The sequence below is a fragment of the Pseudonocardia sp. WMMC193 genome, from assembly GCF_021728735.1.
Classification (GTDB): Bacteria; Actinomycetota; Actinomycetes; order Mycobacteriales; family Pseudonocardiaceae; genus Pseudonocardia; species Pseudonocardia oroxyli.
Window position 1 is genome coordinate 2,946,790 of sequence record NZ_JAKKDO010000003.1, and the last position, 13,102, is coordinate 2,959,891.

At 74.7% G+C, this 13,102-nt stretch carries 17 protein-coding genes; 2 read left to right on the forward strand and 15 right to left on the reverse strand.

The genetic code is table 11. The features are described from left to right. Positions 1-194: 194 nt before the first annotated feature. Positions 195-788 carry a murein hydrolase activator EnvC gene (locus L3X23_RS15370; protein WP_237192857.1) on the forward strand — a complete coding sequence of 198 codons (594 nt, stop codon included), beginning with the start codon at positions 195-197 and terminating at the stop codon, positions 786-788. 31 nt (positions 789-819) lie between these two features. On the opposite strand, the gene L3X23_RS15375 is transcribed toward L3X23_RS15370, so the two are convergent. The 10 genes from L3X23_RS15375 to trmD all read right to left on the reverse strand — a co-directional run bounded on the left by L3X23_RS15375 (position 820) and on the right by trmD (position 10,048). Beyond that, entirely contained in the window at positions 820-1,974 is a 1,155-nt protein-coding gene (locus tag L3X23_RS15375) for a FliA/WhiG family RNA polymerase sigma factor (protein WP_237192858.1), read from the reverse strand. Next, positions 1,949-2,914 carry a tyrosine recombinase XerC gene (locus L3X23_RS15380; protein WP_237192859.1) on the reverse strand — a complete coding sequence of 322 codons (966 nt, stop codon included), beginning with the start codon at positions 2,912-2,914 and terminating at the stop codon, positions 1,949-1,951. The genes L3X23_RS15375 and L3X23_RS15380 overlap by 26 nt, the downstream gene beginning before the upstream one ends. Before the next feature lie 52 nt (positions 2,915-2,966). Continuing rightward, positions 2,967-4,145, reverse strand: coding sequence for a DNA-processing protein DprA (gene dprA, locus L3X23_RS15385; protein ID WP_237192860.1), 1,179 nt, complete (start codon positions 4,143-4,145; stop codon positions 2,967-2,969). After that, positions 4,142-5,644, reverse strand: coding sequence for a YifB family Mg chelatase-like AAA ATPase (locus L3X23_RS15390; protein ID WP_237192861.1), 1,503 nt, complete (start codon positions 5,642-5,644; stop codon positions 4,142-4,144). Before L3X23_RS15390 ends, dprA begins: the two co-directional genes overlap by 4 nt. Then, a complete protein-coding gene (locus L3X23_RS15395; protein WP_093079549.1) occupies positions 5,644-6,000 on the reverse strand; it encodes a YraN family protein in 357 nt (118 codons plus the stop codon). Before L3X23_RS15395 ends, L3X23_RS15390 begins: the two co-directional genes overlap by 1 nt. Positions 6,001-6,161: 161 nt before the next feature. Then, entirely contained in the window at positions 6,162-6,479 is a 318-nt protein-coding gene (locus tag L3X23_RS15400; RefSeq protein ID WP_093079553.1) for a DUF2469 domain-containing protein, read from the reverse strand. Continuing rightward, the gene (locus L3X23_RS15405; RefSeq protein WP_308116905.1) at positions 6,476-7,171 is read right to left on the reverse strand and encodes a ribonuclease HII; all 696 of its coding nucleotides are present in this window, start codon (positions 7,169-7,171) and stop codon (positions 6,476-6,478) included. The genes L3X23_RS15400 and L3X23_RS15405 overlap by 4 nt, the downstream gene beginning before the upstream one ends. Positions 7,172-7,255: 84 nt before the next feature. Next, the gene (gene lepB / locus L3X23_RS15410) at positions 7,256-8,287 is read right to left on the reverse strand and encodes a signal peptidase I (RefSeq protein ID WP_374204989.1); all 1,032 of its coding nucleotides are present in this window, start codon (positions 8,285-8,287) and stop codon (positions 7,256-7,258) included. A 506-nt stretch (positions 8,288-8,793) separates the two neighbouring features. Next, on the reverse strand, positions 8,794-9,153 hold the full coding sequence (gene rplS, locus L3X23_RS15415) for a 50S ribosomal protein L19 (RefSeq protein ID WP_093079557.1): 360 nt from the start codon (positions 9,151-9,153) through the stop codon (positions 8,794-8,796). 139 nt (positions 9,154-9,292) lie between these two features. Next, positions 9,293-10,048, reverse strand: coding sequence for a tRNA (guanosine(37)-N1)-methyltransferase TrmD (gene trmD, locus L3X23_RS15420; protein WP_237192862.1), 756 nt, complete (start codon positions 10,046-10,048; stop codon positions 9,293-9,295). Positions 10,049-10,075: 27 nt separating this feature from the next. On the opposite strand from trmD, the gene L3X23_RS15425 reads away from it, so the two are divergent. After that, a complete protein-coding gene (locus L3X23_RS15425; protein ID WP_237192863.1) occupies positions 10,076-10,786 on the forward strand; it encodes an MgtC/SapB family protein in 711 nt (236 codons plus the stop codon). Between the two features lie 34 nt (positions 10,787-10,820). Here the strand turns inward: L3X23_RS15425 and L3X23_RS15430 are convergent, their stop codons facing one another. The 5 genes from L3X23_RS15430 to rpsP all read right to left on the reverse strand — a co-directional run bounded on the left by L3X23_RS15430 (position 10,821) and on the right by rpsP (position 13,014). Beyond that, complete coding sequence (locus L3X23_RS15430) at positions 10,821-11,369, reverse strand: Clp protease N-terminal domain-containing protein (protein ID WP_237192864.1); 549 nt, start codon at positions 11,367-11,369, stop codon at positions 10,821-10,823. Between the two features lie 12 nt (positions 11,370-11,381). Then, the gene (locus tag L3X23_RS15435; protein WP_093079575.1) at positions 11,382-11,597 is read right to left on the reverse strand and encodes an AsnC family protein; all 216 of its coding nucleotides are present in this window, start codon (positions 11,595-11,597) and stop codon (positions 11,382-11,384) included. Between the two features lie 127 nt (positions 11,598-11,724). Further along, entirely contained in the window at positions 11,725-12,351 is a 627-nt protein-coding gene (gene rimM / locus L3X23_RS15440; RefSeq protein WP_237192865.1) for a ribosome maturation factor RimM, read from the reverse strand. After that, the gene (locus tag L3X23_RS15445) at positions 12,329-12,568 is read right to left on the reverse strand and encodes an RNA-binding protein (RefSeq protein WP_093079585.1); all 240 of its coding nucleotides are present in this window, start codon (positions 12,566-12,568) and stop codon (positions 12,329-12,331) included. Before L3X23_RS15445 ends, rimM begins: the two co-directional genes overlap by 23 nt. Beyond that, positions 12,565-13,014, reverse strand: coding sequence for a 30S ribosomal protein S16 (rpsP, locus tag L3X23_RS15450; RefSeq protein WP_093079590.1), 450 nt, complete (start codon positions 13,012-13,014; stop codon positions 12,565-12,567). Before rpsP ends, L3X23_RS15445 begins: the two co-directional genes overlap by 4 nt. Between the last annotated feature and the right edge of the window lie 88 nt (positions 13,015-13,102).

The window sequence follows — 13,102 nt, forward strand, 5'->3', positions numbered from 1 at the left end:
CGCTGCGGCGATCGTGCTGCGGGGCGCGCGAGCGCGCGAAGTCACCTCGATCTCTCGAGGTGCGGTTCCGAGTGTACGCCGGGCCCCCTGACCGGCTCACCCGGGACCACCCTCGTGACCGGCGGTTGTCCACCGATTCGGCCACCTGTGGACGGATTCTCCCGCCCCCCTCCCCGTCCCGGCATCCTCGGCCCATGCGCTGGGGGCGACGGATGGCGGCGGCGGGCCTGGTCGGGGCCCTCGCGATCAGCGGTGCGGGCGGGGGTGTCGCGGCGGCGGCGCCCCTCCCGCCGGCCGAGGTGGAGGAGGTGGAGGGTGGGCTGGGGGTAGGGGGCGGGGGGAACGGAGCCGAACGCGCGCCGACCGGCGAGTACGGCTGGCCGCTGCGCCCCGCCCCGGCGGTCGCGCGACGGTTCGAGGAGCCGCCGTTCCGCTACGGGCGCGGACACCGCGGCGCCGACCTGGCCGCCGCGCCCGGTCAGGCGGTGCTGGCCGCGCGGGCGGGCGAGGTGGTGTTCGCCGGGCCCGTCGCGGGCCGCGGCGTGGTGTCCGTGCTGCACCCGGACGGGTTGCGCACCACGTACGAGCCGGTGGCCGCGACCGTCGCCGTGGGGGTGCGGGTCGGGCTCGGGGACCCGATCGGCACCCTCGAGCCCGGGCACGCGGGCTGTCCCGTGGCCGCGTGCCTGCACTGGGGCCTGCGTCGCGGGTCGGGCTCGGCGGCGGACTACCTCGACCCGTTGGTCCTGCTCCGGCCGCGGTACGTCCGTCTGCTACCGCTGCCGTGAGTCGGAAGCTGCCGTGAGTCGGAGCCGTGCGTCAGCCCGCGACCGTCTCCATGAGCCGGGTGCGCAGCCGCGTGACCAGGCGCGCGTGCAGCTGACAGACCCGCGACTCGGTGACCCCGAGCAGCCTGCCGATCTCGGCGAGGGTCCGGTTCTCCAGGTAGTAGAGCCGCACGACCTGGCGGTCCCGCTCGCCGAGCGCCCGCACGGCACCGACGAGCTCCCGGACGGTCTCGGCATGCTCGGCCACCGCGACGGGATCGGGTGCCTCGTCGTCCGGGAGCAGGTCGGCCATCGTCACCGGCCCCGGGATCCCGGCCTCGAGCGCCTCCACACTGACCAGCTGACGGTGCTGCAGCGCGCTGCGCAGCTCGCGCAGCCCGATCCGCAGCTCGGCGGCGACCTCGTCGTCGGCGACGCTGCGCCCGCGCGCCCCCTCCAGCCGCTCCCGGGTCCGCTCCACCTCGCGACGCCGGGCCCGGGCGCTGCGCGGCACCCAGTCCTGCGCGCGCAGCTCGTCGAGCATCGCGCCGCGGATCCGCTGGGCGGCGTAGCTCTCGAACCGCACCTCGCGGGCCGGGTCGAACCGCTCGACGGCGTCGATCAGCCCGAACATGCCGACCTGGACGAGATCGGCGACGTCGACGTGGCTCGGCAGCCCGCCGGCCATCTTCCCGGCGACCCCGCGGACCAGGCCGCGGTAGTGGAGGACGATCCGATCCCGGGCCGCCCGCGCCCGGGTCGCCCGGAAGTCCCCCCAGAGGCCCGCGGTGATCTCGGCCGCGGTGTCGGCGCCGGCGGCCGTGGTCCCGGTGGCGGACGGCAGCGCCGCGGGCGAGACCGGCAGGTCCAGCACCTCCGCGACCGCACCGTCCCCCTCCTCCTCGGTGGAGGTGCCGTTCGGCGACGAGGGGTGCCCGATCGGGCGAACGGCGGCCAGCTCGGGCGTGTCGCCGGCGGGTGCGGCGCCCGTCAGGTCGTGGTGGCGCCCGCTCGGAGCAGCGTCTGCCCCGGTCTCCGCCGCGACTGCACGCAGTGACACCCTGCGCACGACGGCGAACGGTTCGTGCGGGGCCTCCAGGGCCCGGACCAGGCTGTGCGCCAGTGCGGCCGCGCCGCTCGTCGATCGGCCCGTGAGCTGCGCAGACTCGACGTCGGGAGCATCATGCCCGGGGATGAGCCTGGTCATGGACCACCTTCAGACGGTCGACTGTCACGTGCGTGTAGAGCTGAGTCGTTGACAGCGTAGCGTGACCGAGCAACTCCTGTACGTAACGAAGGTCGGCGCCGCCGTGGAGCAGATGGGTGGCGGCCGCGTGCCGGAAGCCGTGCGGGCCGATGTCCGGTGCGCCCGGCACCGCCGTCATGGCGCGATGCACCACGGTGCGCGCGACGCGCGGGTCGATGCGCCCGCCGCGCACCCCGAGGAACAGCGCGGGCGGCGAGTGCGGGCCCGCCAGGACGGGCCGCCCCACGGCCCGCCAGCGGTCCAGCGCCCGCGCCGCGGGCACGCCGAACACGACGGTCCGCTCCCGGTTCCCCTTCCCCAGGACGCGCAGGGTCCGCTGGGAGTCGTCGACGGAGTCCAGGTCGAGTCCGCACGCCTCGCCGACCCGGATGCCGGTCGCGTAGAGGACTTCGAGCAGGGCCAGGTCCCGCAACGCCTCCGGGTCCTCCTCGGCGGCCCCGGACACGGCGGCGTCCAGGACCGCGGCGGCCTGGTCCGCGCGCACCACCTCCGGGAGGGCGGGCTTGGCGGGCGGTGAGCTCAGCCGCGCGCCCGGGTCGGTGGCGAGCAGGCCCGCGCGCACCGCCCAGGCGGTGAAGGTCCGCACCGCGGCCGCGCGCCGGGCCAGCGTGGACCGCGCGGCCCCCGCCCGGTGGGCCTCCCCCAGCCTGCGCCGCAGGTGCGCGAGGTCCAGATCGGCGAGACCGCCGAGCCCGGCCAGCATCGCGGCCAGATCCGACCGGTAGGCGCGGACCGTGTGGCGCGACCGGCCGCGTTCCAGCTCCAGGTACCGCGCGAACCGCTCGATCGCCGACTCGACCTCCGGGCCGAGCCCGGGGGCGGCGGGACCGTCGGAGTCCGGGCCGTCGGGGCCAGGGGCGGGAGTGCGCGCGGCGGCCATCCCCAGACGGTGCGGGTCCCTGCGGCCGCCGTCAACGTGCCACGCCGTGGCCTCACGAGGCACCCTCCCCCGGGGTCCGGCGCTGCCACCGACCGTCCTGGAACCGGGCCATCCCCCGGCGCTCGAGCCCGGTCAGCGCGGAGCGGACCTGGTCGGGGGTCAACCCGGCCTCGTCCGCGAGCCAGGCGACCGTGCGGGCGGCCCGCGGGGGCAACGCGTCGTGCACGCGGGCCTGGCCGGCATCGAGCACGTCCGTCGGGCGCTGCGGCCCGTCCGGTTCCTGCGCGAGCTCGATCCCCAGCCTGCCCGTCGCCTCGGTGACCTCCTCGGCCCGGGTGACGAGCAGGGCCCCCGACCGGATCAGCTCGTGACAGCCCGCCGAGAGCGCCGAGCTGACCGGCCCCGGGACCGCCATGAGCACGGTCCCCAGCCGCTGTGCGTCGCTCGCGGTGCGCCGGGCGCCGCTGCGCCGGGCGGCCTCGACGACGACGGTGCCCGCACACAGCGCGGCGATCAGCCGGTTCCGTACGAGGAACCGGTGCCGGGCCGGGACCGCCCCCGGCGGGTACTCGGACACCACCAGCCCGGCCGCCGCGATGCGGCCCAGCAGACCGGTGTGCGAGTCCGGGTAGGGGCGGTCGACCCCGCAGGCGAGCACGGCCACGGTCGGGCCGCCCGCCGCGAGCGCACCACGGTGCGCGGCGCCGTCGATCCCGAGCGCCGCCCCGGACACCACGGTCTGCCCCGCCGCGGCCAACCCGGCGCCCAGCTCCGCCGCGGTGTGGGTGCCGTACCCGGTCGCCGCCCGGGCACCCACCACGGCGACGGCGCGGCCGCACAGCTCGGCGAGGTCGCCCACGCCCCGTACCCACAGGGCGAGGGGCGGCACGAGGTCCTCGCTCTGCGCGAGGGCGAAGCTCGTGAACGGCCAGTGCGGCCAGGCCGGGTCCTCGGGACAGAGCAGCCGGGCCTGGACGGCCCGCGCCGCGGCGAGGTCCTGGTCGGCCCGGTCGGCCGCCCGGCGGCCCGAGGTCTCCCCCGCGACCTCCCGCGAGACGTCTCCGCGCCGGATCGCGGCGGCCGCCTCGACCGCGCCGACCGCCTCGACGAACCGCCCGGTGTGCGGGGCGGGCGGCTCGGCCACCCGCAGCAGGTAGGCGCGGGCCCGCAGGACCTCCTCGGCGACCGCCGCCGACCGCGGGGCCGCCGCGCCGGTCGCGAGCCCGCTCACGCCGCACTCCGCTCGCGGAAGTAGAGCGCCCCGTCGACCGCGTCCCGGTCCGGCGAGCTCGTGCCCGCCAAGTCGCTCAAGGTCCACGCGACCCGCAACGCTCGATCTGCGCCACGTGCGGACAGTTCACCCGCCCGCATCCGCTCCTCCAGGGGCCGTACCACCGAGCGCGGGAGGCCGAAGCGCCGCCGCAGCTCGGGGCCGGGCACCTCGGCGTTCGTGCGCCACCCGTGCGCCGACCACCGCTCCGCGGCGGCCGCCCGGGCCTCCAGGACGCGGGCCCGCACGGTCGCGGTGTCCTCACCCGTGTCCTCCCCACCCAGGTCGATGACCGGCAGCATCCGCGCTTGGATGTCGACCCGGTCCAGCAGCGGGCCGGACAACCGGGCGAGGTAGCGCCGCCGGTCCACGGACTTGCACACGCAGTCCCGGTCCCGGACCGGCGCACACGGACACGGGTTCGCGGCGGCGACCAGCTGGAAGTGGGCCGGGTAGATGGCGGTGGCCTCCGCCCGGGAGATCCGCACCTCCCGTTCCTCGAGCGGCGTGCGCAGGGACTCCAGGACGTGCGGTTGGAACTCGGTGCACTCGTCCAGGAAGAGCACGCCGCGGTGGGCCATCGAGACCGCGCCGGGGCGGGCCGTGCCGGAGCCGCCGCCGAGCAGGGCCGCCATCGTCGACGAGTGGTGCGGTGCCACGAACGGCGCGACGAGCTCCAGCGGGTCGCTGGGCAGCTCGCCCACCACCGAGCGGATCGAGGCGAGCTGGAGCGCCTGGTCGCGTTCCAGCTCCGGCAGCAACCCGACGATCCGCCGGGCGAGCATGGTCTTGCCGGTGCCGGGCGGACCGAGCAGCAGCAGGTGGTGCCCGCCTGCGGCGGCCACCTCGAGCGCCCGCCGCGCGTCCTCCTGGCCGACCACGTCCGCCAGCTCGGGGAACCTCGAGGGCGGCGTGGGCGGCGGGCTCCCTGGCCGCTCGAGCTGCTGTTCCCCGGCGAACCAGCCGACGACCTCGTCCAGCGTGCTCGCGCCGAACACCTCCACGTCCTCCACCAGCGCCGCCTCCGGCAGGGTCGCCGCCGGGACGACCACGCGACGCAGCCCCGCCTCCCGGGCGGCGAGCACACACGGCAGGATGCCGCGGACCGGGCGGACCCGACCGTCGAGCGCGAGCTCACCGAGCAGCGCGATCCCGGCGAGCCGGCCCGCATCGACCACGCCTGCGCCCGCCAGCACGCACACCGCCAGGGCGAGATCGAACCGCGAGCCGGACTTGCGCAGGGTGGCCGGGGAGAGCGCGAGCAGGATCCGCACCCCGGGCCAGTCCTGGCCGGAGTTGACGACCGCCGAGCGCATCCGGTGCACGGACTCCTGCAGCGCCGTGTCCGCCAACCCGACGATCTGCACCCCCGGGATGCCGCCGCCGACGAGCGCCTCGATCTCCACGGGCACCCCCTCGACCCCGCGCAGGGCCACGGACCACCCGCGTGCGAGCCCCATCAGAACGCGTCCTGGAAGTGCTGGAGCGTGACCGGGCCGCCGGGGCGCATGAGCACCGCCACCACGTCGAACCGGACGGGGCACCAGTCGGTGGTGTGGGCGGCCAGCCAGGCGCGGGTGACCGCCCTGATCCGGTTCGCCTTCAGCGGTGTGACGGCCTCGGCGGGCTCCCCGTACCGGGTGCCCGACCGGGTCTTGATCTCGCAGACCACGAGCCTGCCGGGCTCGCTCGCCACCACGTCGATCTCGCCGTCCCGGCACCGCCAGTTGCGGTCCAGCACGGTCAGTCCCCTGCTCTGCAGGTACTCGACCGCGGCGTCCTCACCGCGGCGGCCCAGTTCGTCCTTCGCTGCCATGCCGACACGATGACCGGCGCGCAAGGCCTGTGGAGCGAAACCGGGAATCTGCTCCACAGGCCCCGATTCCGGTGGACAACTCCGGTTCCGCCGCCTCGGCGGGCCGGTTCCGTCGGGGCCTCGTGCTAGTGCCCCAGTGCCTCGTGCCTCAGTGCCCCGGGCTAGAAGCGGTCGTTCTCCGGCAGGCGCAGGTCGGGCTTGTCGAGCTCCTCGATGTTGACGTCCTTGAACGTCAGCACCCGCACGTTCTTGACGAACCGGGCGGGCCGGTACATGTCCCACACCCAGGCGTCCGACATCCGGACCTCGAAGTAGACCTCGCCGTCGCTGTTGCGCGGCGCCACGTCCACGGAGTTCGCCAGGTAGAAGCGGCGCTCGGTCTCCACCACGAACGAGAACTGCGACACGATGTCGCGGTACTCCTTGTAGAGCGTGAGCTCCATCTCGGTCTCGTACTTCTCGAGATCCTCGGCGCTCACGACTGCTCTCCCCCTACCTCGGTGTCCCCGTCCGGGAACCCATTCTGGACCACCCCGCCCGACCGCCCGACCCCGGCCGCCGCCGCCACGTTCACGAACGAGAACCGGTGCTCCGGGCTGGGCCCGTGCCCGGCGAGCGCCTCCTCGTGCAGCGGGGTGTTGTAGCCCTTGTGGATCGCGAAGCCGTACTCCGGGTACTGCGCGTCGAGGCCGACCATCAACCGGTCTCGCGTGACCTTGGCCAGCACGGACGCCGCCGCGACGCACGCCGCCGTCAGGTCGCCCTTGGGCACGGCGAGCGTGGGCCTGCCGAAGCCGCGGACCGGGAAGCCGTCGGTGAGGACGTAGCCCGGCGGGTTGCTCAGCCCGGCGACCGCGCGTCGCATCCCCTCGATGTTGGCGATGTGCACCCCGCGCCGGTCCACCTCGGCGGGCGGGATGACGACCACCGCGTGGTCCTCGGCCCGGCGCAGGATGCGGTAGTAGAACTCCTCGCGCAGGGCGGGGCCGAGCAGCTTGGAGTCGGTGAGTCCCTCCAGGCGCCGGGCGTCCCCGGGCCGCAGCACGCAGGCGGCCACGACGAGCGGGCCCGCGCAGGCGCCGCGGCCGGCCTCGTCCACCCCGGCGACCGGGCCGAGCCCGTGGCGCTGCAGGGTGCTCTGCAGCGTCCACATCCCGGCGGACGCGCGCACGGTCGCCCGGGTGGGGCGCCACTCGGGCGGGAGGAGCTGGGCGGGACGCCTCCGGCGCGGCCGCCGCCGTGTCGGTGCGACCACCTACGACCGGCGCCGGGAACGGGTCGGGTGCGGCAGGAACTCGTCCTCCTCGCGGTCGAGCATTCGCCGCCTGACCAGCATGAACGGCAGGACGCCGACCAGCCCGAGGCCCAGCGGCAGTGCCGAGTTCTGCAGGGCCGAGGTCTGCGGGTCGGTGTCGTCGATGAACCCGAAGCGGCTGACGGGCAGCACCTTCATCCGAGCCTTGCCGATCACGTTCTCCACCGGGATGGGCCCGTGCCCGTCGATCCGGGAGTCCGACGAGTTGTTGCGGCTGTCCCCCATCACCCACAGCTCGCCCTGGGGCACCGTGATCGGCCCGAACGGGATCTGCCGGGCGGGGCCCGCGGCGGGCAGATAGTAGATGTAGGGCTCGTCCAGCGGCTGGTCGTTCACCATCACGCGGTTGCGGGAGTCGCAGCACGCCACGGTCTGCCCGCCGACGGCGATGACCCGCTTGACGAAGTCCTTCTCGTCCGGCGGGGCGAGCCCGATCAGCGAGAGGAACTGCTGCACGATCTCCCCGACCGTGCTCGACGGCTCGTCCACCTGGAACTCGGTGTTGACCCAGGAGTCCGGCCCGCGGAACACCACCACGTCCCCCGGGGCGGGGTCGGTGAAGCGGTAGGTGACCTTGTCGACGAGCACCCGGTCGTTGTTGCAGCCGGTGCAGCCGTGCAGCGTGGTCTCCATCGAGCCCGACGGGATCACGTACACCTTGGCGACGAAGGCCTGGATGACGATCGTGAGGACCAGCGCGACCCCGACCAGGATCGGCAGTTCCTTCCAGAACGTGGAGCGGCGCCTGCGCCCGGACTTGGGCTTCTTGGTGCCGGGGGCGCGCTTGGCCACGTACTCGCCCGCGGGCCGTCCCTGCGGGGACGCGCCCGCGCGGCGGCGGTGCCTGCCGGGGACGGCGTCGAGGTCCACCCGCAGCTGCGGGTCGACAGTGCCCTCGGGGCGGTCCTCGGGGCGGTCCTCACCCGTGTCGACGACGGGTGCGACGACGTCCGTCGGGCGGTCGTCCTCCACGGGACGGGGCGGGACGCGCCGCGGCGGCGGCCCCTGCGGCCTGCCGTGCTGCGCGGGCGCACCGTACGGCGGTGCACCGTTCGGGCCGCGGCCCTGCACGGGCGCCCCGTTCGGGATCGCGCCGTTCGGCGCCACCCCGTTCGGGACGGCACCGTTCGGAACGGCACCGTTCGGAACGGCACCGTTCGGAGGCACCCCGTTGCGCGGGCCTCCGTTGCGGTGGCCGGCATTCGGTGGTGCGCCGAGTGCCTGCGGCGGGGGCATCGGCCCCCGCGGCCCGGACGGCGGGTACTCCGCCGGTCCGGGGAACGGCGCCCCGTTGGCCCCGGTGCCGGGCACCCGGCCCTGCGGGCGCTCTCCGGCGAGCGGCACGGCGCCCGGCGGCGGACCGTCCCCGGTCATCGGGGGACCGTCCCGACGCGGCCTGCCGCGGCGGTCGTCGGGGAGCTCGGGTGACGCCACGTGATGAGGCTACGGCAGGGCGCCGTCACGTCGGGGTGACGGGCTCAGCTCGCAGTGGTGATCTCGCGCTTCTCCTTGATCTTCGCGGCCTTGCCGCGCAGGTCACGGAGGTAGTACAGCTTGGCGCGACGCACATCACCGCGCGAGAAGACCTCGATCTTCTCGATGTTCGGGGTGTGCACCGGGAAGGTGCGCTCCACGCCGACGCCGAAGGACACCTTGCGGACCGTGAAGGTCTCGCGGGCGCCCGCACCCTGACGGCGGATGACGACGCCCTGGAACACCTGGACCCGAGAGCGGCTGCCCTCGATGACCTTCACGTGCACCTTGAGCGTGTCACCCGGCCGGAAGGCGGGGATGTCGGAGCGCAGGATCTGTGCGTCCAGGTCGTCCAGGGTGTTCATCGCGCGGGTCCGTCCTCGTCCAGATGGTTCGTCAAGCTTCGCCGGTCAGGTCACGTGCCGGGGCGCCGGTCCTCGCAAGGGGAGGCGCCGACACAGCACGGTACGGCGCTGGCAACTCATCCATAGTGCCAGACGCCTTCTACGGGCGTTCACCCAGGGCGTCCAGCACCGCCCGATCGGTCTCGTCGAGGGCGTCCGGCGGTAGCGCGGCGAGCAGGTCGGGGCGTAGGCGCGCCGTGCGTTCGAGAGCCCGGTCACGCCGCCACCGGTCGACGGCGGCGTGGTCGCCGCTGCGCAGCACCGGCGGCACGGGCAGGTCCCGCCACACCTCCGGGCGAGTGTAGGCCGGGCCCTCGAGCAGGCCGTCGGAGAAGGAGTCCTCGGCCGCCGAGCGCGGGTTGCCCAGCACCCCGGGCAGCAGCCGGACCACGGCCTCGACCATGACCAGGACCGCGACCTCGCCGCCGACCAGGACGTAGTCGCCGATGCTGACCTCGTCGACCGGCATTCGTTGTGCGTAGTGGTCGACGACGCGCTGGTCGATGCCCTCGTAGCGGCCGCAGGCGAAGACCAGCCGCTCCTCGCTCGTCCACTCGTGCGCCAGCTGCTGGGTGAACGGGCGCCCCGCGGGCGTGGGGACCACCAGCCGCGCCGGTGTGTCGATCACGGGACCGATCACACTGTCGAGTGCCTCTCCCCACACCTGCGGCTTCATGACCATGCCGGGCCCGCCGCCGTAGGGCGAGTCGTCGACGGCCTGGTGCACGTCGTGCGTCCAGTCCCGCAGGTCGTGCACCGCGACCTCGATCAGCCCCCGGTCGATCGCCCGACCGAGCAGCGCCTCGCGCAGCGGCGCAAGGTAGCTCGGGAAAATCGTCACGACGTCGATCCGCACCTCGCGGATCCTGCCAAAGGAGGTCGGGTGTCCTCGCTGTGGTCCTCCGACACGCAGTGGTCGCTGCTGCTGCCGGTGCTGCTCGCCCTGGTGCTCACCACGGTCATCGGGCTGGAACGGGAGGCGGGCGCCAAGAGCGCGGGCCTGCGCACCCACACCCTGGTCGGCGTGGGCGCGGCCGTGTTCATGCTGGTCAGCAAGTACGGCTTCGACGACCTGCTGGGCACCGACCACGTCGCACTGGACCCGTCCCGGATCGGGGCGCAGATCGTGTCCGGGATCGGCTTCATCGGCGCCGGGTTGATCTTCGTCCGCCAGGACGCCGTCCGCGGCCTGACGACGGCGGCGACCATCTGGCTCGCCGCCGGCATCGGCACGGCCTGCGGCGCGGGACTGCCCGTCCTGGCGGTCGCCGCGACCGCGGGCCACTTCGTGGTGACGCGCGGCCTGCTCCCGCTGGCCAGGGCGACCCAGCGCCGCCGCCGCGACCCGCCGGTGCTGCGCCTGCGCTACGCCGACGGCCAGGGCATCCTCCGCACCGTCGTACAGCTGTGCACCCGCCGCGGCTGGGCCGTGCAGGACCTGGAGATCGCCCGGGAGAGCACCGCCGACACCGCGGCCGTGACCCTGCGCCTGGCGGGCCGCGGCGATCTCACCGCCCTGGCGACCGAGCTGTCCGAGATCGACGGCGTCCGGTCCGCCCGCACCGGCCACGAGGACACCTTCGAGGAGGAGTGAGCGGACCCCTCCGACGGCGCTCGTGTGACAGCCGTCAGCTCGCCTCCTCCAGCGACGCGACCGCCTCCCGCATCCCCTCGAGCGTCACGCCGCGCGCCTCGAGGATCTCCTGCGCACCCCCGCCCGCGTGCAGCAGCCCGAGCAGAATGTGCTCGCTGCGGATCTCCTTGTGTGTGAGCCGCAGCGCCTCCCGCAGGGACAGCTCGAGCGCCTTCTTGGACGCCGCGTCGAACGGGATGTGCCCGAACAGCCGCCGCTGCTTGCCCGCCCGGGTGCGGTCCAGCGCCCCCGGGCCGAAGGTCTCCTCCGCCTGGCGCCGCACCTCGTCCAGGTCGATGCCCAGCACGGCCAGCTTGCCCGCGTCCGGCGCGCCGGTGGTGCGTGCGCGGCGGTCGGCCTCCTCCTCCACCGCCTCCCGCTCGACGCCGGCGCTCCGCAGCAGGCCTGCCGCCGCGCCGTCGAGCGGGAGGTAGAGGCTGACCAGCAGGTTCTCCGTGCGGATCTCCGGCTGCCTGCGCTCGCGCGCGTCCTCCTGGGCCTGCACCACGGCCTGTCGGGCCGTCACCGTGAACCTCTCGAACATCCGTGATCCCCCTCAGTAGCCGAGTCGGCGGTACTTCTTGTGCACCGCCTGCTTGCTCACCTGCAGCACGCCCGCGATCTGCGCCCAGGACCAGCCCTGGGCGCGGGCGTTGCCGACCTGGAGCTCCTCCAGGGACTCCTGCAGCGCTCGGAGCGCCGCCACCGCCGCCAGGCCGACGTGCGGGTCCTTGCTGGACGCCGCCGCGGCCACCGCTGTCGCTTCCGCCATGTCGTCAACCTACGTTGACGACGCCACGGCGTCAACCAAAGTTGACGCCGCGGGCACGAAAAAAGGGGCCCACGGCCGTGGGCCCCTCTCTCGGGTTCTGTTCTCGGGCGCTGTGCTCGGGAGCTGCTCAGACGTCCAGGTCCAGCAGCCCCTCGGGCGGCGCGACGACGACCCTCCCGCCGGGGAGGTCGATGGTCGGGACGATCTCGGTGACGAACGGGACCAACGCGTCCGGACGGCCCTCGCGCGCGACCGCGAGCAGGTCACCGCCCGGACCGAGCACGACCTCGCGCACGGTCCCGATCACGGTGCCGTCCACCAGCTCGGCGCGCAGGCCCTCGAGCTGGTGGGCGTGGAACTCGTCCGGGTCCTCGGGGGCGGGCAGCTCGGCGGCGGGCAGCAGGAGCTGCAGACCGCGCAGCTCCTCGGCTGTGGTCCGGTCCGGCGCCTCCCGGAAGCGGACGAGCAGCCGACCCGAGTGGGGTCGGCTGCCCTCGACGGTCAGCGTCCGCTCCGGGGTGCCGGGCCTGCGGGCCCGCAGCACGGACCCCGCGGCGAACCGCACCTCGGGTGAGTCGGTCCGGACCTCCACGGCGAGCTCGCCGCGCAGGCCGTGGGCCTTCGCGACGATCCCGACGAGGACGTCCCCGGCCGGAGCCGGGGACGTGGCGGCCGCCGGGGCCGGCTTGCGCAGGCCCGCCGACGCGCGGCGCGGCCTGCCCGAGGGCGTCCTACCGGTCGGTGTCGACGACATCGACCCGCACGCCCCGTCCGCCGATGCCCCCCATGACGGTGCGCAGGGCGGTGGCGGTGCGCCCGCCCCGGCCGATCACCTTACCGAGGTCCTCGGGGTGTACCCGGACCTCGAGCGTGCGACCGCGCCGGTTGGTGACGAGCTCGACCCGCACCTCCTCCGGGTGGTCGACGATCCCCCGGACCAGGTGCTCCAGCGCGTCCGCCAGCACGCTCACGCCTCAGACGGTGCAGCCGACTCGGCGGACTCCGCCGCCTCGTCGGTCTTCTCGGCCTTGGGAGCCTTCTTCTTCGGCGTGGTGGCCTCGGTGGTGGGCTCCTCGCCTGCGGCGGCGAGCGCGGCGTTGAACAGCGCCAGCTTGTCGACCTTCTCCGGCTGCGGCTTGAGGGTGCCCTCGGTGCCCGGCAGGCCCTTGAACTTCTGCCAGTCACCGGTGATCTCGAGCAGGTGCTGCACCGGCTCGGTCGGCAGCGCGCCGACGCCCAGCCAGTACTGCGCGCGCTCGGAGTCGATCTCGATGAGGCTCGGCTGGTTCTTGGGGTGGTACTTGCCGATCGTCTCGATGGCGCGCCCGTTGCGGCGGGTGCGCGAGTCGGCGACGACGACGCGGTAGTACGGCTGACGGATCTTGCCCAGACGCATCAGCTTGATCTTGACGGCCACGCTTCTTGTGCTCCTCGCGGATCGTGTGTGCTGCTCGAGAGTCAGCGCTGGACCGCGTGGGGTACGGCTCGCTCACTCGTGTGTCTGC